Origin of the sequence: Mesorhizobium sp. M0678 (assembly GCF_040320505.1) — a bacterium.
Classification (GTDB): Bacteria; Pseudomonadota; Alphaproteobacteria; order Rhizobiales; family Rhizobiaceae; genus Mesorhizobium.
In genome coordinates this window covers 14,107-37,177 of the sequence record NZ_JAMYPT010000014.1, presented here as the reverse complement: position 1 = coordinate 37,177, position 23,071 = coordinate 14,107, and the positions used below count along the sequence as shown (strand labels likewise).

Genomic DNA, 23,071 nt, shown 5'->3' with positions numbered 1-23,071 from the left:
CGAACGATCACGAAGCGGTGATGCTGTAACGAACCGTGTGTCGGCGGCGAAGTGTGGACATGACGCGATGTCTGCGCAGGAGAAATGCGATGCCCGGATCGACAGCGAAACGCAGCACAGCCCTGATGGGGCTCGCCGCGGCACTGTTTTCCGCGACTGTGCTGTCGGCAACCAGCGCGGCCGCCGGCCAGACGCTGACCGTCGTAGAGCTGTTCACCAGCCAGGGCTGCTCGTCCTGTCCGCCGGCCAACGCCAATCTGATCAAGGTCAAGGACCGGCCCGGCGTGCTGGCGCTGTCCTTCAACGTCACCTACTGGGACTATCTCGGCTGGAAGGACACATTCGGCAAAGAAGAATTCACGCAGCGCCAGGTCCGCTATGAACCGTCGCTCGGCCGTTCCGGCCCGTTCACGCCGCAAGTGGTGGTCAACGGCAGGGCCGATGCCGTCGGCGCCAGGCCGGGCGAGATCGAGCAGCTGATTTCGAGTGGCGGCCACGCTGACGGACCTTCGTTGTCGCTCGCCGGCGGAAAGGTCAGCATCGGCGCCGGTCCGGTGCCCGGCGGCAGGGCCGACGTCTGGCTGGTGCGTTACGGCAAGGGCGTCGTCGAGGTGCCGGTGGCGCGCGGAGAAAACACCGGCCGCACGCTGCCGCACGCCAATGTCGTGCATTCGCTGACCAGGCTGGGCAGTTGGACCGGCGACGCCACCGCGCTGCCGCTGCCGGCGGCGACGGGCGGCCTCAGCACAGCGGTGCTGGTGCAGGTGCCGGGCGGCGGGCCGATCCTTGCTGCCGTAGCGAATTAGAACCCGTTCCGAAATTTGCGCAACGCCGCAGCGGCGCCGCCGCATGCGATCAACCCCTGCCAAACCCAAGGAGATCATCATGACCAATCGTTTGACTAATCGCCCGACCCTGGCGGCACTCGCCTTCGCACTTTGCTCGACGGCGCTGTTCGCAGGAGGCGCGGCGCGGGCCGAAGATGCGATGAAGCCGGCGATGGCGACAAACGCCATGAAGCCGGCAACGGGCGCCATGAAGCCGGCAACGGACGCCATGAAGCCGGCCGGCGCCATGGCGCCTGACGCGATGGCCACGACCGCGATGCAGGCGGGCGATCCGATGAAGGCCGACTGCATGAACAAGGCCGCCGCCGAGACGGACGCCATGAAGAAAGCCGAAGCGACCAAGGCCTGCGATGCCATGGCTCCGGCCAAATAGGCGATGCGCACAGCAATGTGAGAGCCCGGCGGACCTATCCGTCGTATAATCCAAACCAGCATCATGGGAGATCAGACATGACCGGAGTCGTGAAACGATCGTCGATTTTCGCAAAAGCAGCACTTGCCGCGCTCATCCTCACGGCCGCCGCGGCCGTATTCTGGCAGACGCCGGCAGTCTCGGCCGAAGACGCGGTGGTGATCCCGCCGCCGGCAATGGACGAGAAGGCCACCGCCGGCACCGAAAAGGCGGTCTTCGCCGGCGGCTGCTTCTGGGGTGTGCAAGGCGTGTTCCAGCACGTCAAGGGCGTCACCAGCGCCGTTTCCGGCTATACCGGCGGCGACAAGGACACGGCCGTCTATGAAACGGTCGGCACCAGCCGGACGGGCCATGCCGAATCCGTCGAGATCACCTACGAGCCGTCCGAGGTGACCTACGGCCAGCTGCTGCAGGTGTATTTCTCGGTGGCGCACAACCCGACGCAACTGAACTACCAGGGCCCGGACAGCGGCACCCAGTACCGTTCGACGATCTTTGCCGAAAACGACGCACAGAAAAAGATCGCCGAAAGCTACATCGCCCAGCTCGACAAGGCCAAGGTGTTTCCCAAGCCGATCGTGACGACGCTGGAGACCGGCAAGACCTTCTATCCGGCCGAGGACTATCACCAGGACTTTCTGACGCTCAACCCGACCTATCCCTATATCGTCTACAACGATTTGCCCAAGGTCGAGAATCTGAAGCGGCTGTTCCCCAACCTCTACCGCGAAAAGCCGGTGCTGGTGCTGGCCGCCAACAAGAGCTGAGCTTTTGCGGGGGGCCTGCTGATCTCCCCCCTTGAGGGGGAGATGGCCGGCAGGCCAGAGGGGGTCGGTTCGGTTGGCGCGACGCGGTCCAGCATATCGAGGAAGACGAAGTTGGCACTCCACGCGCGGCGACCCCCTCTGTCGCTTTCAGCGACATCTCCCCCTCAAGGGGGGAGATCAGCAGTTTCCGCGCTTCGCACTACTCCCCCTTTTTCCAGGGCAGGCTCCAGCGCACCTTCTCCAGCGTCGCCTTTGCCACGGCCGAGTCCGGGTCGGGCTCTGTCTCGCGATAATGCGCCGAACCCTCAGGCGGGTAGGCAAGTATATTGTTGAGGGCGAATTTGTCGATCTGGCTGAAGTCGGGGAAAGGCAGATTCTGCGCCTCGCGCCAATCGCTGACCCTTTTCTCCGCGGCGATGCGTCTTTCGTCGTCGACCGGAAGGTCGGTGGCTCTGTATTCCAGTGACGAAGGGAAGGCGAACTGCGCGCCGGCATCATCCATGATGTTGATCATGGACAGCAGGATGTCCTCGCGGATGGCTTGGAACTCGGCCACGTCGGCGGTTTTGACATAGGTGAACACGTCGATGTCGAGCGAATAGGCGCCGAAGCCGGCAAAGCGCACGCGGCACGGCTCATCGATGACGCGCGGATGGGCAATCAGCAGCTTGCGCAGCTCGGCCAGGACGTAACGTAGCTGATCGGGCGTCGTTTCGTAGCGCAGCTGCAGCGTCGTCGCGAACCGGGTGCGGTCGCGATGCGCGTAGTTCTCGATCTGCATGCCGGCGAAATCCGAGTTTGGCACCGAGATGATCGTGCGGTCGAGCGACCGGATGCGGGTGGAGCGCATGCCGATATGCTCGATCGTGCCGGACTGGTCGCCGAACTTGCAGAAGTCGCCGACGCTGACCGGCCGGTCGGCATAGAGCGTCAGGCCGGAGAGGAAGTTCTGCAGCGTCGGCTGCGCGGCCAGCGCCACCGCCAGACCGCCGATGCCGAGACCGGCAATGACGCCTTCGTAGGGGATGGCGAGCACTTCGGCCAGCAGCAGGAAGGCGACGACCAGCACGGCGACGCGCGCCACGCCGGTGGACAGCGAAATCAGCGTGTCGTGATAGCCGGGCACCTGCCACAGTCCACGGTAATGGTCGGCGACCTTGCCGATCAGGTGCCAGACCACCGGCACGGCGCCAATCACGACCAGGCTCCAGGCGATTGCCTTGACCGGGGCGGCGACCACTTGCGGCAGACCGAGCGGGCGCAACGTCAACAGCAGGAAGAAGCCAAGCACGATCGAGCGCACCGCCCATTCGACAATGCGGAAGAAGGCCGGGCTGTCCGTCCTTCGCACAAACAAGGAAATCAGCGCATTGGCGATGAAGCCGAAGACGATGCCGGCCAGTGCGGCAAGGCCGAGCATCCACCATTGCCAGTGCTCCATCGGGCCGGCGCGGGTGAGCAGGCCGGGGCTGATCTCGCGGGCGAGGCCACGGGCGATGAAGAACGGGTCGGTGCTGGCGAAGGCGGCGAATTCCGGCGCCACCGGCACGTCTTCGACATCGGCGTAGAGCGCGCGGATGTGGGCGAGCGTCTCGGGCGTGAACTGCCAGATCTTGCCCTTCTCAGTCTCGACTGGGCCGATGACGATGTTGCCGGCGGGATGCTCGAAATAGACGAAGGGGGTGTTGCTCTTCGGATCGTCGGGGATCTCCTGCCAATAGACGTAGCCGATGCGGTCGATGACCTTTTTGAGATAGCGCTCGAGCAGGAACGCCTCGTCGCCACGCACCGCCTGACTGTAGTTGCGCAGGTCGAGCGCCGCCTGGGCCGGGTCGCCGGCTTCGGTGAGGCCGCTCAACAGTACCTTGAACGTGTCGCGCGGCGAGGCGAGCCTGCTCGGATCGTCGACCATGTCGACGGCTTCGCCACGCGCTTCCTGGAATTCGGCGAGCTTTGCCTGGAGTTGGCCAAGTGGCGGCCCGACGATGAACCAGTCGCCATTCTTGCGGCGAAAAGTGACGGCGAAGGAGACCCTGGTGCCGTATTGCGGCAGCGTCGCCGTCACCTCGTCTCCGGAAATCGCATCATGCGGCAGGCTCCACAGACGGAACGTCGCGTTGTCGATGACGGTGAACAGAAGCTTGGTGTAATCGGGCATGTTGAGGCCGCCGCGGTCGGCCTCGGTGACGTCGACGAGACCCGCTGCCAGACCGGCAAGACCCATGCCGCCACCGGTGGCGCGCGGCACGTTGTCGGCGCCGCTCTCGTTCATCGTCTGCAGGAACGAGCGCATGGTGCTCATCGGGCTCGACTGGTCGACACGGACGTCCTCGACGGCGCTGACGCGCACACCTGTCCACCATTCGGCGGTGGCGGCATCGAAGCGGCCCATGAAGCTGCCGCCGTCAGGCGATTGGACGAAGGTGAAGGCGCCCTGGCGGTCGCCTTCGAACCAGTGGCCGACAAGCTTGTCGCCTTCGGCCTTGGCCTCGATACGGCCGTTATAAAGCGGGTACACGCCCTTTACGTCAGTGCCCGTCTGCTCGAACTTGATCTGGGCGCCGCCGCCGCGCCACTTCGTGTCCCACACGCCCGTCCAGTTGGCCGCGTCCTGGGCGTGCGCCTGCGGCATGGCCGGCAGCAGGCCGGCAAGCGCGAGTGCGCCGATCAACGCGACCGTCCGGATCAGCAAAAGCAGCAGCCGATCCTGTCCTGCCGCAGAAAAGGGGTTCATTCTGTTGCCCTTCTTCTTGCCGGTGATTCTGCTGGGCCGGCCAGAGAAGGTTATTCCGCTTGAAGATGAATATTCTGTTTCAGGCTGCGACGGCGATGCCGGTCAGTCATAGGTCAGGTCCGTCGCCTTGCCGGCGAACACCCGGTAGGCAAAGAACGAATAGAAGATGATGATCGGCAGCACGACGACCGTCCCGACCAGGATGACGGCCAGGCTTTCGGGTGCCGAAGCAGCCTGCCAGATGGTCAGCCGGTCGGGCACCACGAAGGGGTAGAACGACCAGGCGAGGCCGGCAAAGCCGAGCGTGAAGATCGCGGCCAATGTCAGGAACGGGAGCAGCGCGTGGCGGTCGCCGGGTTTCGGCAGATGGAAGGTCTGGCGCCACAGCCACAGGAACAGCACTGCCGACAGGATCGGCAGTGGCGACAAATAGAACATGGCCGGCCAGACGAACCATTTGTCGAAGATGCGCGCGCTGGCAAAGGGCGTGGCCAGCGATACCGCGACCATGCCGAGCGCGGTCAGCACCAACGCCGTGCGCAGCCACAGCACCGCCTTCTTCTGCAGATCGCCTTCCGTCTTGTAGATGACCCAGGCCGCTCCCATCGCCGCGTAGGCCGCGGCAAGGCAGAGCGCCACCAGCGCGCCGAAAGCGACGCCGCCAGGGCCAACGTCGAGGCCGAGCACATAGACGCCGAGCATATAACCTTGCGCCAGCGAAGCGATGACCGAGCCGAGGAAGAAGATGCGGTTCCAGCGGTGCTTCCTGCCGGCCGGCACCTTGGCGCGGAAATCGAACGCGACGCCGCGCAGGATCAAGCCGACCAGCAGCACGAAGACCGGAATGTAGAGCGCCGTCAGAATGGTGCCGTGCGCCAATGGAAAGGCGACCAGCAGCAAGCCGACCGCCAGCACCAGCCAGGTCTCGTTAGCGTCCCAGAACGGGCCGATGGCGGCGATCATCGTATCCTGTTCGGTGTCTTCGGCTGCGGCGAACAGGATGCCGATGCCGAGATCGAAGCCGTCGAGGATGACGTAGATCAGGATAGCGAGGCCCATCAGCCCGGCGAAGATCAGAGGCAGCAGGGTCGGCCAGTCGAAGCTCATGATGTTTCTCCCGGTTGCGCAACCGGCTGCGACAGCGGCCTGTTCATGACGCCCGGCAGCGGCGAGGTGTCACCATCCTTCGCCGCCTTCAATGCCAGATGCACCAACACGCCGAGATAGGCGATCAAGAGCAGCACGTAGAGGATGAGATAGACCGCGAGCGACAGCGCGACATGGCTGCCGGCGACGGGGCCGACGGCATCGGCGGTACGCAGCACGCCGGTGACCAGCCAGGGCTGGCGGCCGATCTCGGTGGTGTACCAGCCGGCCAGCGTCGCCAGCCAGCCGGACAGCGCCATCGGCACCATGACAAGCGCCAGCGGCTTGGGCAGGCCGTGGCGGCGCTTGAGGAAGAAGGCCGCCGACCAGGAGACGGCGAGCATCAGGAGGCCGGTGCCGACCATGATGCGAAAGCCCCAGAACACCGGAAATACCGGCGGATGGTTGCCGGCATAATCGTTCAGCCCCGGTACGATGCCGCCGGCGCTGTGCCTGAGGATGAGGCTGGCGCCATCGGGAATGGTGAGCTCGAACCTGTTCTCCTTGGCCGCTTCATCGGGAAGCGCAAACAGCACCAGCGGCACGTTGGGACCGGTGTTCCAGTTGGCCTCCATGGCGGCGATCTTCTGCGGCTGATGTTCCAGCGTGTTGAGGCCGTGCTGGTCGCCGGCAAAGATCTGGATCGGGATCAGGATCGCGGCGGTGAAGACGCCGGTGCGCAGCGCCTTCCACATCGATTCCGAGCGATCGCCGTAGAGATAGCGCAGCGCCGACAGGCCGGCGACCAGGAACGAGACGGTCAGGCCCGAAGCAAGCAGCATATGGACGAGCCGGTAGGGCATGGACGGATTGAAGACAACGGCCCACCAGTCGGTGGCGTGCGCAACACCATCGCGCATTTCGAAGCCGGCCGGCGTCTGCATCCACGAATTGAGTGCGATGATCCAGAAGGCGGACAAGGTGGTGCCGCCGGCCACCAGCACCGTCGCCAGTGTATGGACGCGGTTCGAGACACGGCGGAAGCCGAACAGCATGATGCCGAGGAACGCCGCCTCGAGGAAGAAGGCGGTCAGGATCTCGTAGGCCAGCAGCGGGCCGGCGATGTTGCCGACCGTCTCCATATAGCCCGGCCAGTTGGTGCCGAACTGAAAACTCATGGTGACGCCGGAAACCACGCCCATGGCGAAGGACAGCGCGAATACCTTAACCCAGGTGAAATAAGCGCGCATCCAGGCGGAATCGTTTGTCGCGTTGTAGCGGAGCTTGAAGAACAGCAGCACCCAGCCGAGCGCGATGGTGATCGCCGGGAACAGGATGTGGAACGAGATGTTCGCGCCGAACTGTATGCGCGACAGAATGAGCGGGTCCATGGCGGCTCCGGCTGCTGCTTGTTTGTTGAAGGATAGGCTTGATGCACCGGACGGTCAAAGCGGCGTCCCGCCGCGAGGCGGAACGCCGCAGTGCGGTTAATCTGCTTTTGCGTGGAATTTGGCTGGACGACCGGGCAGGTGTTGCCTATTCCGGCGAACCTCGATGGTCCAGAACTGTCAGGAGCGCCATTGACATCCGGATTTGCGAACCGACATTCAGCGGATTAAATCAACAACTCTGTTTCAAGCAGTCGTTTTCAGCCATGCAGCCGATCATCTCGATTTCCGGGGTCACCAAGACCTACGCCACCGGCTTCAAGGCGCTGAAGGAGATCAATCTCGACATCGTGCGCGGCGAGATCTTTGCGCTGCTCGGGCCGAATGGCGCCGGCAAGACAACGCTGATCTCGATCGTCTGCGGCATCGTCAACCGCTCGTCGGGTTCCGTCACCGTCGACGGCCATGACATCAACCGCGACTACCGCGCCGCGCGCAGTCTGATCGGGCTGGTGCCGCAGGAACTGACCATCGACGCCTTCGAGAGCGTGTGGGCGACGGTCAACTACAGCCGCGGCCTGTTCGGCAAGCCGGCGGACAAGGCGTTCGTCGAAAAGGTGCTGCGCGACCTGTCGCTCTGGGACAAGAAGGACGCCAAGGCGATCACGCTGTCCGGCGGCATGAAGCGCCGGCTGATGATTGCCAAGGCGCTGTCGCACGAGCCGCGCATCCTGTTCCTCGACGAACCGACGGCAGGCGTCGATGTCGAGCTGCGCCAGGACATGTGGGCGATGGTGCGCCGGCTGCGCGAAGACGGCGTCACCATCATCCTGACCACGCATTACATCGAAGAAGCCGAGGCGATGGCCGACCGCGTCGGCGTCATCAACCGCGGCGAGATCGTGCTGGTGGAGGACAAGGCCGAGCTGATGCGCAAGCTTGGCCGCAAACGGCTTGTGCTGGAACTGCGCAGTCCCCTGGCCACCGTTCCCGATACTTTTTCGCACTACGCGCTGGAGCTTTCGCCGGATGGCGGACAGCTGACCTATACTTATGACAACCAGAGCGAACGGCCGGGCGTCGCCTCGCTGATCCGCGAGCTCGAGGCGGCCGGCATCCAGTTCCGCGACATCGATACGGAAAACAGCTCGCTCGAGGAGATCTTCGTCAATCTGGTGAGGAAACCGGCATGAACCCGCGCGCGGCCATGAATCTTCATGCGGTATGGGCGATCTATCGGGTGGAGATGGCGCGCGCCCTTCGCACTGTGCTGCAGAGCATCGTTTCCCCGGTCATTTCGACGTCGCTCTATTTCGTCGTCTTCGGTTCGGCCATCGGCTCGCGCATCACCGAGATTGACGGCATCAGCTACGGCGCCTTCATCGTACCGGGGCTGATCATGCTGTCGCTGCTGACGCAATCGATCTCCAACGCCTCTTTCGCCATCTATTTTCCGAAATTCGTCGGCTCGATCTACGAATTGCTGTCCGCGCCGGTGTCCTATCTGGAGATCGTCATCGCCTATGTCGGGGGCGCGGCGACAAAGTCGATCGTGCTTGGCCTGATCATCCTGGCGACGGCCTCGCTGTTCGTGCCGCTGACGATCGAGCATCCGTTCTGGATGCTCGCCTTCCTGGTGCTGACGGCGGTGACCTTCAGCCTGTTCGGCTTTATCATCGGCATCTGGGCGAAGAGCTTCGAGCAGCTGCAGCTGGTGCCGCTGCTGATCATCACGCCGCTAACCTTCCTCGGCGGCAGCTTCTATTCGATCAACATGCTGCCCGGCATCTGGCGCACGGTGACGCTGTTCAACCCGGTGGTCTACCTGGTCAGTGGGTTCCGCTGGAGCTTCTACGGCAAGTCCGACGTTTCGGTCGGCGTCAGCCTCGGCATGACGGTGGTCTTCCTGCTCATCTGCATAGCGATCGTCGCCTGGATCTTCAGGACCGGCTACCGGCTGCGCAACTGATCGAACGGGCCTCGTCCAGGCGAAGCAGCCTTATCGATCGACCTTTCCTTGCCGAAGGCGACATAGGCCTGCGCCCGATGCCTGGAACCCGCGCTTGAATGCCTCGATCTTGCTTTTCATGCATTGTTATATATCATGTTATCGATGTTGGGATGAATTGACCTATGGAAGACGTCATACGATCGCTTGGCTTCCTGTGCCTGGGCAGCAGGCTGAAGCGTATAGGCGAGCAACTGCAAGCGGAGGCGCAGCGCCTGCTCGACAGGCTGGATGTCCCGGTTCAGGCGAGCCAATACCCGCTGCTGGCCGCGCTCGACAGGCTGGGTCCGCTGTCGGTCGGGGAACTGGCGCAATCCCTTGGCATCGCGCAGCCAGGCGTAACGCGAAGCGTCTCGCTTCTGGCCGGATTGGGACTGCTCGAGGTCAGTCCGTCGACCGATGACCAGCGGCGCAGGATCGTCTCGCTTACTCGGGACGGCCGGCGGCTGGTCGATGTCGCAAAGCGCGACGTCTGGCCTTGCATCGAGAACGTGGTTGCGGATTTGTGCGCAGGTTTTTCGGGGCCGCTTCTTGAGCAGCTGGCTGCCATCGAGGACGGCCTCGCCGCTGCCCCTCTCGACCGTCGTGTAAATAAGCCTGAGGGTGCCGCGCAATGAGACATCTGCTCGACCGCCCTATCTGGAGCGCGCTTCAGACGCGACATCGGGCCTTCGCGGAGGGTGACAACCTCGCCATGCGATATCGGCCGTCGATCGTCCCTTTCGCCGCCACTGGCGCGGACGACCCGGAAAGCCTGCGGGCGCTCGAAAACCTTGTCTCCCCGGGCGAGAGTGTGATCCTGCTTCAAGCGGACGCGATTGCTCTGCCCACGGGGCTTTCCGCGACTTCGACCGCAGCCGGGGTTCAGATGATCGCCGAGCAGCCATTGCAGATCGTCTCCGACCCGCGCGTGCATCGTCTGACCCGAGACGATGCTGCTGAGATGCTCGCCCTGGCATTGCTCACCAAGCCTGGCCCATTCACGCTCGAAGCCTTGAGCCTGGGCGATTTTTGGGGTGTGAAAATCGAGGGCAGGCTTGCGGCAATGGCCGGTGAGCGCACGAAGCAACCTGGCTATACCGAACTCAGCGGGGTGTGCTCACATCCGGAATTTCGCGGCGGTGGCCTGGGCAAGCTGCTGTCCCTATTCGTGGCAAACCGGATAGTGGCGCGCGGCGAAGTTCCCTATCTCCACGCCTATGCCAGCAACGCCGCGGCCATAGCGTTATACGAGTCCATCGGCTTCAGGTTGCGAAGCACAATGAATGTCGCCGTGGTTCAGCGCACCGAATGATTAGTCGGCGCATGATGCGCAGCATGGATGCATCCCGTATCTCAAGGAAGGATTTCGTGTCGCCGAAATCCTTTCTCGAGATGCAAGAGCTGGCTGCGTGTCAGACCGCGATCTTGCCGCCGCCTTGCCTGGTGATGGCAACGACCGCCGGGCGCACCGGCATGTCCGGCTTGAAGTCGGGCCAGCGCGTCGACAAATCCTCATAGTAGGACGGACGGCCGAAAGCCTCCCAGTCCTCGCCGCCGTCGCCCGGATGCTGGACGGCAACGAAGGCGGTCTGGTCGTCCGGCGCAAACAGGGGACCGCACATTTCGGCGCCGATCGGCACGCGGAAGAACAGCTTTGATGTCGCCCGTGCCGTCCCCTCCGTATCGACAGCCCACAGACCATCGGTGCGGCCGGTGGCTTTCGGGCCTTGGCCGTCGGTGGCGACCCAGAGGCGGCCGGCCGAATCGACCGCGCAATTATCCGGCATGCCGAACCAGCCATTGGCGGTGGTTGCGGTCGAGAAGGTGGCGCCGACGTCGGCCACAGCGGGATCGCCGCATTTCAGCAGGATTTCCCACCTGCCCTTTGTCGCGGTGAAATCACCGCCGTCCTCGACGATCTCGATGATGTGGCCAAAGGCATTTTCGGCACGCGGGTTGGCGGCGTCGACCTGGTCGGCCTTGCGCTTCGAATTGTTGGTCAGCATGACATAGACCCTGCCGTTGGTGGCATTGGGCTGGATGTCTTCCGGACGGTCCATCTTGGTGGCGCCGAGCAGGTCGGCGGCGCGGCGCGTCTCGATCAGCACGTCGGCCTGGCTGGCAAAGCCGTTCTCCGCCGTCAGCGGCCCTTGGCCGAAGACGATCGGCAGCCATTCGACCGAACCGTCCTCGGCGAACTTGGCGACATGCAAGGTGCCGTCGTCGAGCAAATCCATGTTGGCGGCGCGGTTGTCCGGATCGAACTTGCCTGTGGTGACGAACTTATACACATAGTCGAAGCGCTCGTCGTCGCCGAGATAGAAGACGACACGGCCATCCTTGGCGACGATCGATTCGGCGCCCTCATGCTTGAAGCGCCCCATCGCGGTGCGCTTCCTCGGCGCCGAAGTCGGAGCCTGGACGTCGACCTCGACGATCCAGCCGAAGCGGTTCGGCTCGTTCGGCTCCTTGCCGATGTCGAAACGGTCGTAATGCGCTGCCCATTCATAGGCACCTTCGGGAATGCCGAGGCGCTTGTAATTGGCGGCTTCCTTATGCCCCTGCGGCAGCTCGCCCGAGAAATAGCCGTGGATGTTCTCCTCGGCCATGACATAGGTGCCCCACGGCGTGACGCCGCCAGCACAATTGTTGACGGTGCCGATGACCTTCGTGCCGGTCGGATCGGCGCTGGTCTTGACGCGGTCGTGGCCGGCGACCGGGCCGGAGAGCGCGATCTCGGTGTTGGAGGTGATGCGGCGGTTGAGCTTGCCGTCGCGAACGACCTGCCATTTGCCTGATACCTTGCGTATCTCGACGATAGTGCCGCCATGCGCCGTCATCTCGACGTCGACTTGTTCCTTGCTGAGGGGCGCCTGCTTGGCCTTGCCGTCGACGATGGTGACGAGGCCCGGAAACATCAGGTGCGGATTGGTGTATTCGTGGTTGACCACCAGCAGGCCGTGCTCGGCCGAGCCGTCGATCGGGATATAGCCGACATAGTCGTTGTTGTAGCCGAATTGTCTGGCCTGGGCTTCCGCCGACTGTTTTCTCGGATCGAATTCCGGCGAATCGGCGAACAGCGGATCGCCCCAGCGCAGCAGTACATCGGCGTCATAGCCGGGTGCGACGTGATGCTTGTCGTCGATGCCGGCCTCGAGCTCGTCAAAAGCGAAGGCGGAGCCTTCGGCGGCGCGGGCGTTGTCGGCGGTGATCAGCGCCAGCGGGCTGACGGTAGCGGCTATGGCCGAGACGGCAAGCGAGCTCTTGAGGAAGCCGCGGCGCGAGAACCGCGCGGCGATGATCTCACCCATGGTGCGGTTGTCGGTGAGATTGGCTCCTGGCCCGTCGTTTTCCTCGAGCAGGCTGGTTCGGAAATGGGCGTCAGGGGTGCGATGTTCGGTCATAGGGCCTGCCTCTGGCTGGATGGATTGCTGGAGCGTGTTGCCTGGCCAGTCCGGTATCGCCGGCAGGTCACAGTTTGATGACATGCCGGCTAATTGCCACCTGCGATTTCGTATCCAACATCGGCCCCGCTTGACCGCGACCGTCGCTTCGGAAACAAGAGCTGCGGCAGGCGCGTAGGGACACATCGGGAGAGAACAAAAGTGAGTTTCTGGGGACTTGGGCAGCTCTGCGTTTCGACGGTGATCTTCCTGCTGGCGGCGATGGCCGCAAAACAGTGGGGGCTGGCGCCGAGCCTCGGCAAGATTGTGCTGACGTTGGCGCTCTATTCGCTGGGCAATCTGATCATGCTGAGGCTGATCCGTGAATTCGGCATGTCGGTGTCGTTCAGCCTGTCGGCGGTGATCCAGCTGGTGTCGGTGAATGTGGTGGCGCTGGTCTTCTTCGGCGAGCGCGTCAATGCCTTACAGGCAACCGGCATCGTGCTTGCCATCGCAGCTGTGGCGCTGATCACGCTCGGGCCCTATCTGCAAAGGCTGTAACTGCGATCGGGCCGATGAAGAAGATTGCAAGCAGACTGCGCAACTGGCTGGAGTTCCCGGTTCTGCTTGCCGGGCTGGTCATTGCCGGCGGGCTGTGGGGGTTCGAGGAGCTGATGGAGCTGGCGCGGGCCACCACGCCGCATGCCTTCGACACCGAAATCCTGCTTGCCTTCCGCGAGGCCGGGCAGCCCGACAATCCGATCGGACCGGCGTGGCTGGAAGGGGCGATGCGCGACATCACCAGCCTCGGCAGCGCCAGCGTACTGGTGCTGATCACGGCAGCAATGATCGTCTATCTGCTCCTTATCCGCAGGCCAGGCGCGGCGCTTCTCATGTTCGTCGCGGTAGCGGGCGGCCAGCTCCTGTCAAGCGTGCTGAAATTCGATATCGACCGACCGCGCCCTGATCTGGTCTCGCATCTCGCCGATGTGGCATCGCTTTCGTTTCCGAGCGGCCACGCCATGCTGTCGGCGGTGACATATTTGACGCTGGGCAGCATGGCGGCGCGGTTTTTGCCCGGGCGGACAACGAAGATCTATGTACTCGGGCTGGCGGTGCTGACGACGGTGGTGGTCGGCATCAGCCGCATCTATCTCGGCGTCCACTGGCCGTCCGACGTATTGGCCGGCTGGTGCGCCGGCTTTGCCTGGGCGATGCTGTGCTGGCTTGCGGCACGGTTCCTGCAGCGATGGCTTGGGCGGGCCGACGGCACCTGACTCAAATCAGCCTATTGATCAGGCCATGACCGCAGCCTGCCAGCAGGAAAACCATCGACAGCAAGGCTGTCGAGGTCGCCAACGCTTTGAATATCTTCACCCGCTCATCCTTTTGAAGTCGTGCCTGTGCATTCGGGATCGCAGTGGATGTCCCGCCAAACGATGCCGAGGTTTGTAGCATGACAGCGCATCGGCTGGCAAAGAGTGCTGCATGTTTGGAGGCAGACCATCAATCCTTGGTGCAGGAAGACCTCGCCGACCGCGCCAGCGCCGGAACTTCATCCTCGACTGTTCGGCGGTGCCGTTCTTCGATTCGACGGCAGCAAATGTCATCGAGGGTGCGGCCCACAAGGCGAGCCGCGCCGGCGTTCGCTTCATTATATCAGGCGCTTCACCGCAGGATACGCCGCATGCTGATCAACCACGGTGTCAAGCGGCCGCTGGTGACTTATGCCGCCTCGATCACGGATGCGCGGGCGCAGCTGAGGAAAGCCGCGCCCGCCGCCTGAGCCGGCAACTGCCGGCTTAGTCGAGGCCCAACGCTGAGACCTCGCCCTCGTTCATCAGCGGCACGAAGATTGTCGACCTGCCGTCGGTGCCGATGTCGGCGCTGCCCGGTTTGAACGTCGCAACCACTTGCGGCGTACCGCCGGCTTTGTAGCGGTAGAGCGTGCCGGTCATATAGGCAGTGGCGTAGATGCTGCCGCCGATGGCAACGACGCCATCGAGGTTGGCAAACTTTTCCGCGCCAGCCAGTGGCGAAACGGCCTTGGTAGCAAGATCGACCGAGAGCAGGCCGCCCGGCTCCGCGGTGCTGAAGTCGGGCTTGATGCCCTTGCCCCACGAAGCGACGATCAGCCGGCCGCCATCGGCGAAGATGCCATTCGGCGAAGCAAGCGCCGCATCCCTGACGAACAGTTCGGGCCGGCCGCCGTCGATGCGATAGATCGTATCGGCAAGCATATCCGTGACGTAGACCTTGCCGGATGCATCAGCGGTCATGTCGTTGAGAAAGACCGCGTTCGGCACGTCGATCGTCGATGTTAGCTTGCCGCTTGCGAGGTCGACGACGCGCACATGGGTGAGGTCGGCGACGTAGAGTTTGCCGCCGACAATCGCCATGCCCTTGGGCGCGTCCATGCCGCCGGTCCAGTGTTGCGTGACTAGCTTGCCGTCCATCGACAGGATCGACAGATAGCCGTTGCCGTCGGCTTCGCCGGGATTGCCGACGATGTTCGAGACGATAACGCGCTGGCCGGCGGCGTCGAACAGCGCCGATTCAGGCTGCTCGAGGCCGCCGGTGCGCCAGAGTTCAGCGGCCTGAACTGCTGGCGCGGCCGCGATGCCGACCAGGGCGAGAAGTATCGAGGTGAAGAGGCTCTTCATGGCTAGTCTCCTGTAATGGACTGGCGGAGAGCTAGGCCTTTCGATACTTTTCGGGAAGATCTATCAGGACTAGTACCGAAGGCTGATACCAAATCGTGCAAAAGAGGTGCATCCCATGAACGGCCTGATCTTCGAAGCGCTGAAGCGGACGCTTAAGGCAAAGGGCATCACCTATCGCGTCCTTGCCGAGCGGATGGGTGTTTCCGAGCCGACGGTGAAGCGCATCTTCCACGAGCGCAACTGCAAGCTCGACCGGCTGATGGAGATCTGCACTGCCGCCGGCGTAGAGTTGGAGAACGTGCTCGGCTCTATGAACAGAGGACCAGGACCCGCCAACCAGATCGCGCCGGAGATCGAGCGGAAGCTCGCCGGGCGGCCGGCACTGCTGTTCGTCTTTGTCATGCTTTCCGAGAAATTCACGCCCGAAGGCATCATGCGCTCACAAGGGCTGAGCGAGGCTTCGATGTTCCTCTATCTGCGCGAGCTCGAGGAACTCGGCCTGGTTGCGCTCGGTCGCGGCCTGTCGGCAAGGCTGCTCGTCGAGGCGCCGATCCAGTGGAACTTCGACGAGCCATTGCGGCCGCTGTTCGAGATGACCAACAAGAATTTCATCGGCTGGGCCATCACCCATCTTGAGCGCGAGTCGACATTCGTCAGCTTCTCCAGGCGGATGCGGCCGGAAACGGCGGAAATGGTCAGGCGCGAGGCGGAGGAGTTGGCGGAGCGCGCCAAATTGCTTGCTCATCACGACCAGCACACGACGCCCGAGGACCGGCTGGTTGGTTACAAATGGACGTTTGCGTTCGGCGCAACGCCGTTCCCGGTGATCATGCCGATCGGGCCGCATCCGCGCGACGCAGGCGCACGGACGGACGATCGAGTTGCGGCTGCCGCAAACGGACGACGTCTGCCGGCCTAGGTCAAAATGCAGAACGACCGAGTCCTGGCTGTTGGCGGCAGCCAGTCTGACTGAGCTTCTCACCCCTGAGTATCGGCCGCAAACCGGTTCTCAGAGCGTCCCTTGCTCAACCACAAGATCGAGCGGCTATTCCGCGGTCTTGTTCGCCGCCAGCGTCGGCTTGACGATGCGGAAATAGGGCGACAGGTCAAAGTCGCGCGGCGTGTAGAGCGAGTGGTGGCGGATGTGCAGGATTTCCTTGCGCGAATAGCTCGACTGGGCCGAAGCACGGCCGGGCGCCCGGGTAATCTCGGGCAGGATCGGGTAGCGGATCCGGCCGTATGCCTCGGCGATCAGCGACGAGCAGATGGCGCGCGTCGGGTCGCCGGAACCGAAAGCCAGCATGCGGCGGCGCCAACGCACCGGCACCGGCGGCGTCGGGAAGAAGTAGCGCAGCATGTCGAATATGTTCTTGAGATCGTATCTGAGACCGAGCCTGCCGATCATGAAGGCGACGACCGTGTCGCGGTCTTCGGGAGCCAGGCCGCTCGCCCGGCAGATGCGGGTGTTATAGCTGCGGTAGCGCGACAGCGGCACGGCGGTGCAGCCATCGCCAAGCGTGACCTCGATCAGGCGCCGCCGCTCCGAGCCGTCCTCGGGTTCCGGCAATGCATCGCCGACATAGAAGGCGGCATGCGACCAGGTCGACTGGGTGAGGTATTTGATCGCCGCCGAGATCTTCTGGTTGCCTTCGATGAGCAGGATGTCGCCGGGCTCGAGCGTGCGGCGCAGCGTTTCAGCGTCCGACGGCGTGTAAGGCTCGTAGCCGGACGATTCCTCCTGCAGCCGGCCGGCAAGCCAGCGGCCAAGTCGGTCCAGAAGCGTGTCGCCGGGCTCGGTCATGCCAGACGGCGATTACCACAGGGCGGCAAATTAGACCATGATCAGCCCACGCCAGGCGCGCCGGCGTCTTCGTGCTGCGGTGCCGCTGTGAGATCTTCGCGCACCTTGCGGGCGAGCTTCCTCGTCGAGCGCTTCGGACTGTCGCCGAAAAGCTCGGCCGCCTCGGCGAGGCAGGTCTTTTTCAGGCCCTTTTCCGAGCGCTTCAGCAGCTTGGCAAGCAACCGCGTCTCCTCAGGGGGGCCGAGCGGTTGGTCCTCGGCATCTATAAGCGCGCGCATGACGAACACATCGTGGAGCTCGCCAAGCCGCTCGCCCAATTCGTCGACGGCCTTGCGCCGCGTCTTGATCGGCGTCGGCCACAGCCTGCCAAGCAGCGACAGGTGCATGCCATGCGTCTTGGCCGCCTTGCGCAGATCGTGAAAGTCATCGGCTTCGCCGCGCGAAGCCGCCTTGTCCAGCGCTTTCCTGGCGCGGCGCAAAGTGGTGCGCGCGCCTTCGGCGAGCACGTCGGCAGCCTGCTCCGGCTGGTCGGGCAGAGCGAGCTTGTCGATCCGGGCGACACCTTCCTCGCAAGCGGAAATCGCCGCGCCTATCGCAGCATCGAGGCCTGCTCCGCCATGCAGTTCATGCTGGCGCGCGACGAGCCTGTCACGCACGGCACCGAGGCCATCGCCGGCACTTTGCTCGGGAAAGCTTGCCGCCAGCCGGTCGATTGTTTCCACCAGTGCGGTCGCCTCGCGCGGGCCGGCAAGCAGGGCCGCCACCTGGCGGTAGCACTGATTCTCCGTCACGCAGAATGTTTCATCTCCGGAACGGACAAGGCGCAGCAAGGCGCGGACGTTCTTCAGCCGTTTGCGGCATTTGTGCAGCCCCTGTTCGGGCCTGTCACGCGCGGCGTCCAGATGGACAAGCGCCTTGCCGATCTCCTCGGCGAAGATGCGCCTGACCTCTCCGGTCAGCGACATGCGCGGATCGATACGAAAGCTCATGCGACGATCTCCGGAATCCCCCCAAGGGCGAGCGACGCGTTGTAAAATCTTGGCTCGCCGGTGACTTCACGGCCGAGCCAATGTGGCAGCATTTCGTCCTGTACATCATCCGGCGTCTCGAGCTCGGCGATCACCAACCCCGCAAGCGTCCCGCCGAAGACATCGACTTCGTAGCGATAGCCGCGGTGTCTAACATGGTGGCGTGTCTTCTCGATGACATGTCCGATGGCAAAGGCCTGCATCTCCTGCGCCTCCGCCAAAGGTACCGGATATTCGAATTCATCGCGCTCGCGTGCCTGGCTGCCGAACTTGAGCGTCAGCTTGGCGGCCGCATCGTTGCTGATGCGCACACGCACCGTGCGGCTGGGTTCGGCGACTAGGTAGAATTGACGGATATGAATGTCCGCCTCGACCATTGCCCGCCATTCGTCACCTGAGACCAGGAACTTACGCTCGATTTCCTTGCCCATGGCCAGGCACTAAAGCGCGCACGGCCAGAGTTGGCAAGCCGCTTGACCGCACTTGACTTTAATCATTCGATTGATTAAATTGTTGGCCATGATCAAATCGCCCAGCGCCAGCGGCCTTCCTCATGAGGCGCCCAAGACCGCCGCGGATATGACGCGGACGGCACTCGTGCGCGCGGCGCTGAAGCTGTTCGGACGCCAGGGTTTCGACGGCACGTCAACGCGCCAGATCGCGGCTGAGGCCAAGGCCAATATCGGCTCGATCGCCTATCATTTCGGCGGCAAGGAAGGGCTCCGCAACGCCGCGGCCGACTACATCGTCGACACCATCCAGACCGTTGCCGGCCAGGCGATCGGCAATCTGCAAGCGCCGGCCGCGGCATTGGCGGACACCGAGGCCGCGCGGGCACATTTGGCCGTCGCACTGGAGCGGATGGTCGCCTTCATCGCGGCAAGGCCGGAAGCCGGCGAGATTGTACAGTTCGTCCTGCGTGAGCTGTCGCATCCAACCGCCGCGCTCGACCGTATCTATGATGGCGTGTTCGAACCGGCGCATCACCGACTCTGCCTGATCTGGGAACAGGCGACGGGCGAGCCGGCCGAGAGCGAGCGCACTAAACTCACCGTATTTACGCTGATCGGCCAGGTCGTCTATTTCCGCATCGGCCGCGAGGCAGTTATGCGCCGGATGGGCTGGCGCGAGATCGGCGACGACGAGGCCGGCAAGATCGCGGCAACAATAACCGACAATCTCAGCGCGATTTTAGCTCGGCGCGATTTGGCTGTCCGGAAGGATCGTGGATCATGAGCCTGCTCTGTTCTTTGCCGTTTGCCGCCCAGCTTTTCAGCGCCTGCGCGCCGGCAGCACCGCTCGCCGTCGGCTACGTCGAGGGCGACTACGTCCTGCTCGCGCCGATCGAGGTGGCGCAGGTCGAGACGATTGCGGTCAAGCGCGGCGACCGCGTCGCGCCCGGCACGCCGGTGGTGACGCTGGAAAACGCCGACGCCAAGATCGCCATCGCACAAGCCGAGGCGGCCCTTGCGCAGGCCCAGGCGCAACTTGCCGACCTACAGGTCGGCAAGCGGCCGGAAGAGATTGCGGTGCTCAAGGCGCAGGTCGACATGGCCAAGGCGCAAGCCGCCGACGCCAAACGCCGTTACATCCGCGCCAGCGATCTGTTCAAACGCGGCACCGGCACACAGGCCGACTACGACACGGCTTCCGCGACGCTGGAGACGGCCAACGCGCAGGTCGGCCAGGCGGAGGCCAATCTCGCGGTCGGCGGCCTGCCGGCACGGCCCGAGACTATCAAGGCCGCCGACAATCAGGTCAGGCAGGCGCAATCGGCGCTGGAGCAAGCGCAATGGCGGCTGTCGAAGCGCGTGCTGACGGCGCCTTCGCCCGGCCGGGTCAACGACGTGATCCGCAATCCCGGCGATACGGCCGGGCCGACGGCACCGGTTATCTCGATACTGCCGGACGGCGCGGTGAAGCTCAGCGTCTATGTGCCGGAAAGCGCGTTCTCCTCGGTCGACGTCGGCACGCTGCTCAACGTCCATTGCGACGGCTGCGGGTCGGGCGTGAAGGCACGCGTCAGCTATGTGTCGCCCGATCCGGAATTCACGCCGCCGGTGATCTACTCGCTCGAGACCCGGCAAAAGCTGGTCTATCTGGTCGAAGCGCGGCCGGAGGGCGACGCCAGCGCCTTGCAGCCCGGGCAGATCGTCGACGTCGATCTGGCGGACATCGGAAAATGAACGTCATCGACGTGCACGGCCTGGTCAAACGCTTTGGCGACAAGACCGTCGTCGATCATGTGACTATGGCTGTGGCCGAGGGCGAGATCGTCGGCTTCCTCGGGCCGAACGGCTCGGGCAAGACGACGACCATCCGCATCATGTGCGGCTTGCTGACGCCGGATGAGGGCGAAGGCACGGTTCTGGGCTTCGACATCCGCACCGACAGCCTGCGGATCAAACGCGAAGTCGGCTACATGACGCAGAGATTCTCGTTCTACGAAGATCTGACGATCGGCGAGAATCTCGAATTCGTGGCTCGGCTGTACCGGCTGAAGCCGCTCGACGAGCACGTGGCTAAGACGCTTGAGGAGCTCGGCCTGACATCGCGCAGGAACCAGTTGGCCGGTACCCTGTCCGGCGGCTGGAAGCAGCGGCTGGCGCTGGCCGCCTGCATCATGCACAAGCCGAAACTGCTGCTGCTCGATGAACCGACTGCGGGCGTCGACCCGAAAGCGCGACGCGAATTCTGGGACGAGATCCACCGGCTGGCGAGCGGCGGCCTGACCGTGCTGGTCTCCACCCATTACATGGATGAGGCCGAGCGCTGCCATCGCATCAGCTACATCTCCTACGGCAAGATGCTGGCCACCGGCACGGTCGAGGACGTGGTGAGGAATGCCGGGCTGACCACCTTCGTCCTGCAAGGGCCGCGGCTCGATCAGGTCGCTGCCGCACTTCATGGCCGCCCCGGCGTCGACCAGGTGGCGCCGTTCGGCGCGACGCTGCATGTCGTCGGCTCCGACAGGACGGCACTTCAGGCAGCGCTCGCCGATGTCGAGAAAGAGCACGAGGGCGTTACGGTGACGCCCGGCGAGACCAGCCTGGAGGATGTGTTCATCCAGTTCATGTCCGGTTCGAAGGACAACATGGGATGAAAAATGGGATAAACAGCATCTTTTCGTTCGCCAGGCTAGGCGCGCTGCTGATCAAGGAGTTCATCCAGATGCGGCGCGACCGCATCACCTTCGCCATGATGCTCGGCGTGCCGTTGATGCAGCTGGTGCTGTTCGGCTATGCCATCAACAACGATCCGAAGAGCCTGCCGGCAGCGCTGGTGGCGATGAGCAGCGATCCTTACACACGAGCCATGGTTTCGGCGCTGCAGACCACCGGCTATTACCGCTTCGACCACGTCGCGCAAAGTGCCGCCGAAGCCGAATTCCTGATGGCGCGCGGCGACGTCGCCTTCGTCGTCACCATTCCCGCCGATTTTGCCCGGCGGGTCGAGCGCGGCGACAGCCCGCAGATTCTGATCGAGGCGGATGCGACCGATCCGGCCGTCGCCAGCGGCGCCATCTCGACGCTCGGCACCGTCGCCAACCAGGCGCTGCTCAGGGCACGCGGCATGCAGGAAACGGCGGCCGAGGCTGCCCGGGGCCAGCTCCAGGTGGTGGTGCACCGGCGCTACAATCCGGAAGCCGTCTCGCAATACAACATCGTGCCCGGCCTGCTCGGCGTCATCCTGCAGATGACGATGGTGATGATGACCTCGATCGCGCTGACGCGCGAGACCGAGCGCGGCACGATGGAGAACCTTCTGGCGATGCCGTCAAGCCCGCTCGAGATCATGCTGGGCAAGGTGCTGCCCTATCTGGCGGTCGGCGCCGTGCAGGTGCTGGTGGTGCTGGCAGCCTCGAAGCTTCTGTTTGCCATCCCCTTCACCGGGTCGATGTCGCTGCTGTTGACGGCGGTCCTGATCTTCGTCTTGGCGCTGGTGCTGCTCGGCTACACGATCTCGACGATCGCCCGCACGCAAATGCAGGCCCTGCAGCTCACTTTCTTCTTCTTCTTGCCGTCGATCATGCTGTCCGGCTTCATGTTCCCCTATCGCGGCATGCCGGACTGGGCGCAGGTCTTTGGCGAGGTGCTGCCGCTGACGCACTTCCTGCGCATCATCCGCGCGGTGATGCTGAAGGGCGCCGAACTGCCGGCGGTGGCAACGGAAATCGGTTGGCTGGTGGTGTTCGTGGCGCTGTTCGCCGGTATTGCGCTGGTGCGGTTCCGCCGGACGCTGGATTAGGGTCGAACTCGATCCGCTTGTGCAAATGATCGAGATTCACACGGACTCGGCCTGGCCCGGGACCGGTGTCAATTCAGGCGCATTGAGCCCTTCGAAGGGATCGCGCCAGGCGTCGATTTCTTCGAGTTGAAGATACCAGCGACTGACAGAGGGATAGTCATCGAGCGGCAATCGGGCGACATCGTTGAAGGGCAGAAACGTCGCCATTCGAAAGTCGGCGTAGGAAACCGAATTGCCGACCAGCCAGTCGCGCTCAGAAAGCTCGGCATCAAGTATTGCAGCGGCGGTACTGAAGTCCCTCAGGCCCTCCTCAACCCGCGCCTGATCTATCGGGCCGAGCCCATAGCGCTGTTTGGTCCCGCGTTCGAAATGCACGACATCGCAGGCTCGTGCGAAGTTCTCTTTCCCCCAACTCAGCCATCGGATCATCTCGGGCTCGTCGTCGCCAGCGCGCCAGAAATCCGAATGCATATCGCGCGAAAGCCGACAGGCTATGGCGTCGGCCTCCCAGAGGCTTTTTCCCGAACCTATAAGGATGGGCAATGAAAGATTAGGATTGAGCGGCCGAAATCGCTCGGCCTGGCCCGGAGCGAAGGGAGAGGCGAATTCAAACTCGACCTTGGCGTTGAGATACCGTGCCACCGCGACCGCGAGGCGAGGATTGGGATTGCGGCTGAAGAACAGTTTCATTGATCTCAGTCTTTGAAGGGTACCGGTTCGACC

Annotated in this window: 23 protein-coding genes and 1 pseudogene; 15 read left to right on the top strand and 9 right to left on the bottom strand. The window is 63.6% G+C overall.

Annotated features, from left to right (window positions below; genetic code table 11):
* Positions 1-89 precede the first annotated feature (89 nt).
* The 3 genes from NKI29_RS22835 (at position 90) to msrA (ending at position 2,027) form a co-directional block, all read left to right on the top strand.
* Positions 90-806 carry a DUF1223 domain-containing protein gene (locus tag NKI29_RS22835; RefSeq protein WP_502896718.1) on the top strand — a complete coding sequence of 239 codons (717 nt, stop codon included), beginning with the start codon at positions 90-92 and terminating at the stop codon, positions 804-806.
* Between the two features lie 79 nt (positions 807-885).
* On the top strand, positions 886-1,221 hold the full coding sequence (locus tag NKI29_RS22830; protein WP_352797267.1) for a hypothetical protein: 336 nt from the start codon (positions 886-888) through the stop codon (positions 1,219-1,221).
* A 77-nt stretch (positions 1,222-1,298) separates the two neighbouring features.
* Positions 1,299-2,027: a peptide-methionine (S)-S-oxide reductase MsrA gene (msrA, locus tag NKI29_RS22825; RefSeq protein WP_352797264.1), complete on the top strand. Its 729-nt coding sequence runs from the start codon at positions 1,299-1,301 to the stop codon at positions 2,025-2,027.
* A 199-nt stretch (positions 2,028-2,226) separates the two neighbouring features.
* Here msrA and NKI29_RS22820 read toward each other — a convergent pair whose 3' ends face one another.
* From NKI29_RS22820 to NKI29_RS22810, 3 genes are all read right to left on the bottom strand, one after another.
* On the bottom strand, positions 2,227-4,761 hold the full coding sequence (locus NKI29_RS22820) for a mechanosensitive ion channel family protein (protein ID WP_352797262.1): 2,535 nt from the start codon (positions 4,759-4,761) through the stop codon (positions 2,227-2,229).
* 102 nt (positions 4,762-4,863) lie between these two features.
* Complete coding sequence (locus NKI29_RS22815) at positions 4,864-5,868, bottom strand: cytochrome d ubiquinol oxidase subunit II (protein ID WP_352797260.1); 1,005 nt, start codon at positions 5,866-5,868, stop codon at positions 4,864-4,866.
* Positions 5,865-7,238, bottom strand: coding sequence for a cytochrome ubiquinol oxidase subunit I (locus tag NKI29_RS22810; RefSeq protein WP_352619970.1), 1,374 nt, complete (start codon positions 7,236-7,238; stop codon positions 5,865-5,867). Before NKI29_RS22810 ends, NKI29_RS22815 begins: the two co-directional genes overlap by 4 nt.
* 263 nt (positions 7,239-7,501) lie before the next feature.
* Here NKI29_RS22810 and NKI29_RS22805 point away from each other — a divergent pair, with 263 nt between their 5' ends.
* The 4 genes from NKI29_RS22805 (at position 7,502) to NKI29_RS22790 (ending at position 10,537) form a co-directional block, all read left to right on the top strand.
* Positions 7,502-8,428 carry an ABC transporter ATP-binding protein gene (locus NKI29_RS22805; RefSeq protein WP_352457877.1) on the top strand — a complete coding sequence of 309 codons (927 nt, stop codon included), beginning with the start codon at positions 7,502-7,504 and terminating at the stop codon, positions 8,426-8,428.
* 14 nt (positions 8,429-8,442) lie between these two features.
* Positions 8,443-9,204, top strand: coding sequence for an ABC transporter permease (locus NKI29_RS22800; protein ID WP_352451914.1), 762 nt, complete (start codon positions 8,443-8,445; stop codon positions 9,202-9,204).
* A 164-nt stretch (positions 9,205-9,368) separates the two neighbouring features.
* Positions 9,369-9,860 carry a MarR family winged helix-turn-helix transcriptional regulator gene (locus tag NKI29_RS22795; RefSeq protein ID WP_023679020.1) on the top strand — a complete coding sequence of 164 codons (492 nt, stop codon included), beginning with the start codon at positions 9,369-9,371 and terminating at the stop codon, positions 9,858-9,860.
* Entirely contained in the window at positions 9,857-10,537 is a 681-nt protein-coding gene (locus tag NKI29_RS22790) for a GNAT family N-acetyltransferase (protein ID WP_352620825.1), read from the top strand. Before NKI29_RS22795 ends, NKI29_RS22790 begins: the two co-directional genes overlap by 4 nt.
* Positions 10,538-10,637: 100 nt before the next feature.
* On the opposite strand, the gene NKI29_RS22785 is transcribed toward NKI29_RS22790, so the two are convergent.
* Positions 10,638-12,629: a PhoX family protein gene (locus NKI29_RS22785; RefSeq protein ID WP_352571568.1), complete on the bottom strand. Its 1,992-nt coding sequence runs from the start codon at positions 12,627-12,629 to the stop codon at positions 10,638-10,640.
* 201 nt (positions 12,630-12,830) lie between these two features.
* Between NKI29_RS22785 and NKI29_RS22780 the strand changes: the two genes are divergently transcribed.
* From NKI29_RS22780 to NKI29_RS22770, 3 genes and pseudogenes are all read left to right on the top strand, one after another.
* Positions 12,831-13,169 (top strand): hypothetical protein, encoded by a 339-nt coding sequence (locus NKI29_RS22780; protein WP_023679017.1) that lies wholly within the window; start codon positions 12,831-12,833, stop codon positions 13,167-13,169.
* A 14-nt stretch (positions 13,170-13,183) separates the two neighbouring features.
* Complete coding sequence (locus tag NKI29_RS22775) at positions 13,184-13,885, top strand: phosphatase PAP2 family protein (protein WP_352571569.1); 702 nt, start codon at positions 13,184-13,186, stop codon at positions 13,883-13,885.
* A gap of 259 nt (positions 13,886-14,144) precedes the next feature.
* Positions 14,145-14,394, top strand: a pseudogene (locus tag NKI29_RS22770) (sodium-independent anion transporter); the annotation flags it as partial.
* 16 nt (positions 14,395-14,410) lie between these two features.
* On the opposite strand, the gene NKI29_RS22765 reads toward NKI29_RS22770, so the two are convergent.
* A complete protein-coding gene (locus NKI29_RS22765) occupies positions 14,411-15,271 on the bottom strand; it encodes an SMP-30/gluconolactonase/LRE family protein (RefSeq protein WP_352571571.1) in 861 nt (286 codons plus the stop codon).
* A gap of 115 nt (positions 15,272-15,386) precedes the next feature.
* On the opposite strand from NKI29_RS22765, the gene NKI29_RS22760 reads away from it, so the two are divergent.
* A complete protein-coding gene (locus tag NKI29_RS22760) occupies positions 15,387-16,190 on the top strand; it encodes a helix-turn-helix domain-containing protein (protein WP_352797257.1) in 804 nt (267 codons plus the stop codon).
* Between the two features lie 126 nt (positions 16,191-16,316).
* Here the strand turns inward: NKI29_RS22760 and NKI29_RS22755 are convergent, their stop codons facing one another.
* From NKI29_RS22755 to NKI29_RS22745, 3 genes are read right to left on the bottom strand one after another with little or no spacing between them, the layout of a single operon-like run.
* Complete coding sequence (locus tag NKI29_RS22755) at positions 16,317-17,072, bottom strand: C40 family peptidase (protein ID WP_352797255.1); 756 nt, start codon at positions 17,070-17,072, stop codon at positions 16,317-16,319.
* A gap of 41 nt (positions 17,073-17,113) precedes the next feature.
* Complete coding sequence (locus tag NKI29_RS22750) at positions 17,114-18,061, bottom strand: CHAD domain-containing protein (RefSeq protein ID WP_352571574.1); 948 nt, start codon at positions 18,059-18,061, stop codon at positions 17,114-17,116.
* Entirely contained in the window at positions 18,058-18,531 is a 474-nt protein-coding gene (locus NKI29_RS22745) for a CYTH domain-containing protein (RefSeq protein WP_352571575.1), read from the bottom strand. The genes NKI29_RS22750 and NKI29_RS22745 overlap by 4 nt, the downstream gene beginning before the upstream one ends.
* A gap of 88 nt (positions 18,532-18,619) precedes the next feature.
* Here NKI29_RS22745 and NKI29_RS22740 point away from each other — a divergent pair, with 88 nt between their 5' ends.
* The 4 genes from NKI29_RS22740 to NKI29_RS22725 are packed head-to-tail and all read left to right on the top strand — an operon-like array spanning position 18,620 to position 22,348.
* Positions 18,620-19,336 carry a CerR family C-terminal domain-containing protein gene (locus NKI29_RS22740; RefSeq protein ID WP_352571576.1) on the top strand — a complete coding sequence of 239 codons (717 nt, stop codon included), beginning with the start codon at positions 18,620-18,622 and terminating at the stop codon, positions 19,334-19,336.
* On the top strand, positions 19,333-20,286 hold the full coding sequence (locus NKI29_RS22735) for an HlyD family secretion protein (protein WP_352571577.1): 954 nt from the start codon (positions 19,333-19,335) through the stop codon (positions 20,284-20,286). The genes NKI29_RS22740 and NKI29_RS22735 overlap by 4 nt, the downstream gene beginning before the upstream one ends.
* Positions 20,283-21,203: an ABC transporter ATP-binding protein gene (locus tag NKI29_RS22730; protein WP_023679007.1), complete on the top strand. Its 921-nt coding sequence runs from the start codon at positions 20,283-20,285 to the stop codon at positions 21,201-21,203. Before NKI29_RS22735 ends, NKI29_RS22730 begins: the two co-directional genes overlap by 4 nt.
* 8 nt (positions 21,204-21,211) lie before the next feature.
* Positions 21,212-22,348 (top strand): ABC transporter permease, encoded by a 1,137-nt coding sequence (locus NKI29_RS22725; RefSeq protein ID WP_023679006.1) that lies wholly within the window; start codon positions 21,212-21,214, stop codon positions 22,346-22,348.
* A 36-nt stretch (positions 22,349-22,384) separates the two neighbouring features.
* Here NKI29_RS22725 and NKI29_RS22720 read toward each other — a convergent pair whose 3' ends face one another.
* Entirely contained in the window at positions 22,385-23,038 is a 654-nt protein-coding gene (locus tag NKI29_RS22720; RefSeq protein ID WP_352571578.1) for a glutathione S-transferase family protein, read from the bottom strand.
* Positions 23,039-23,071 lie beyond the last annotated feature (33 nt).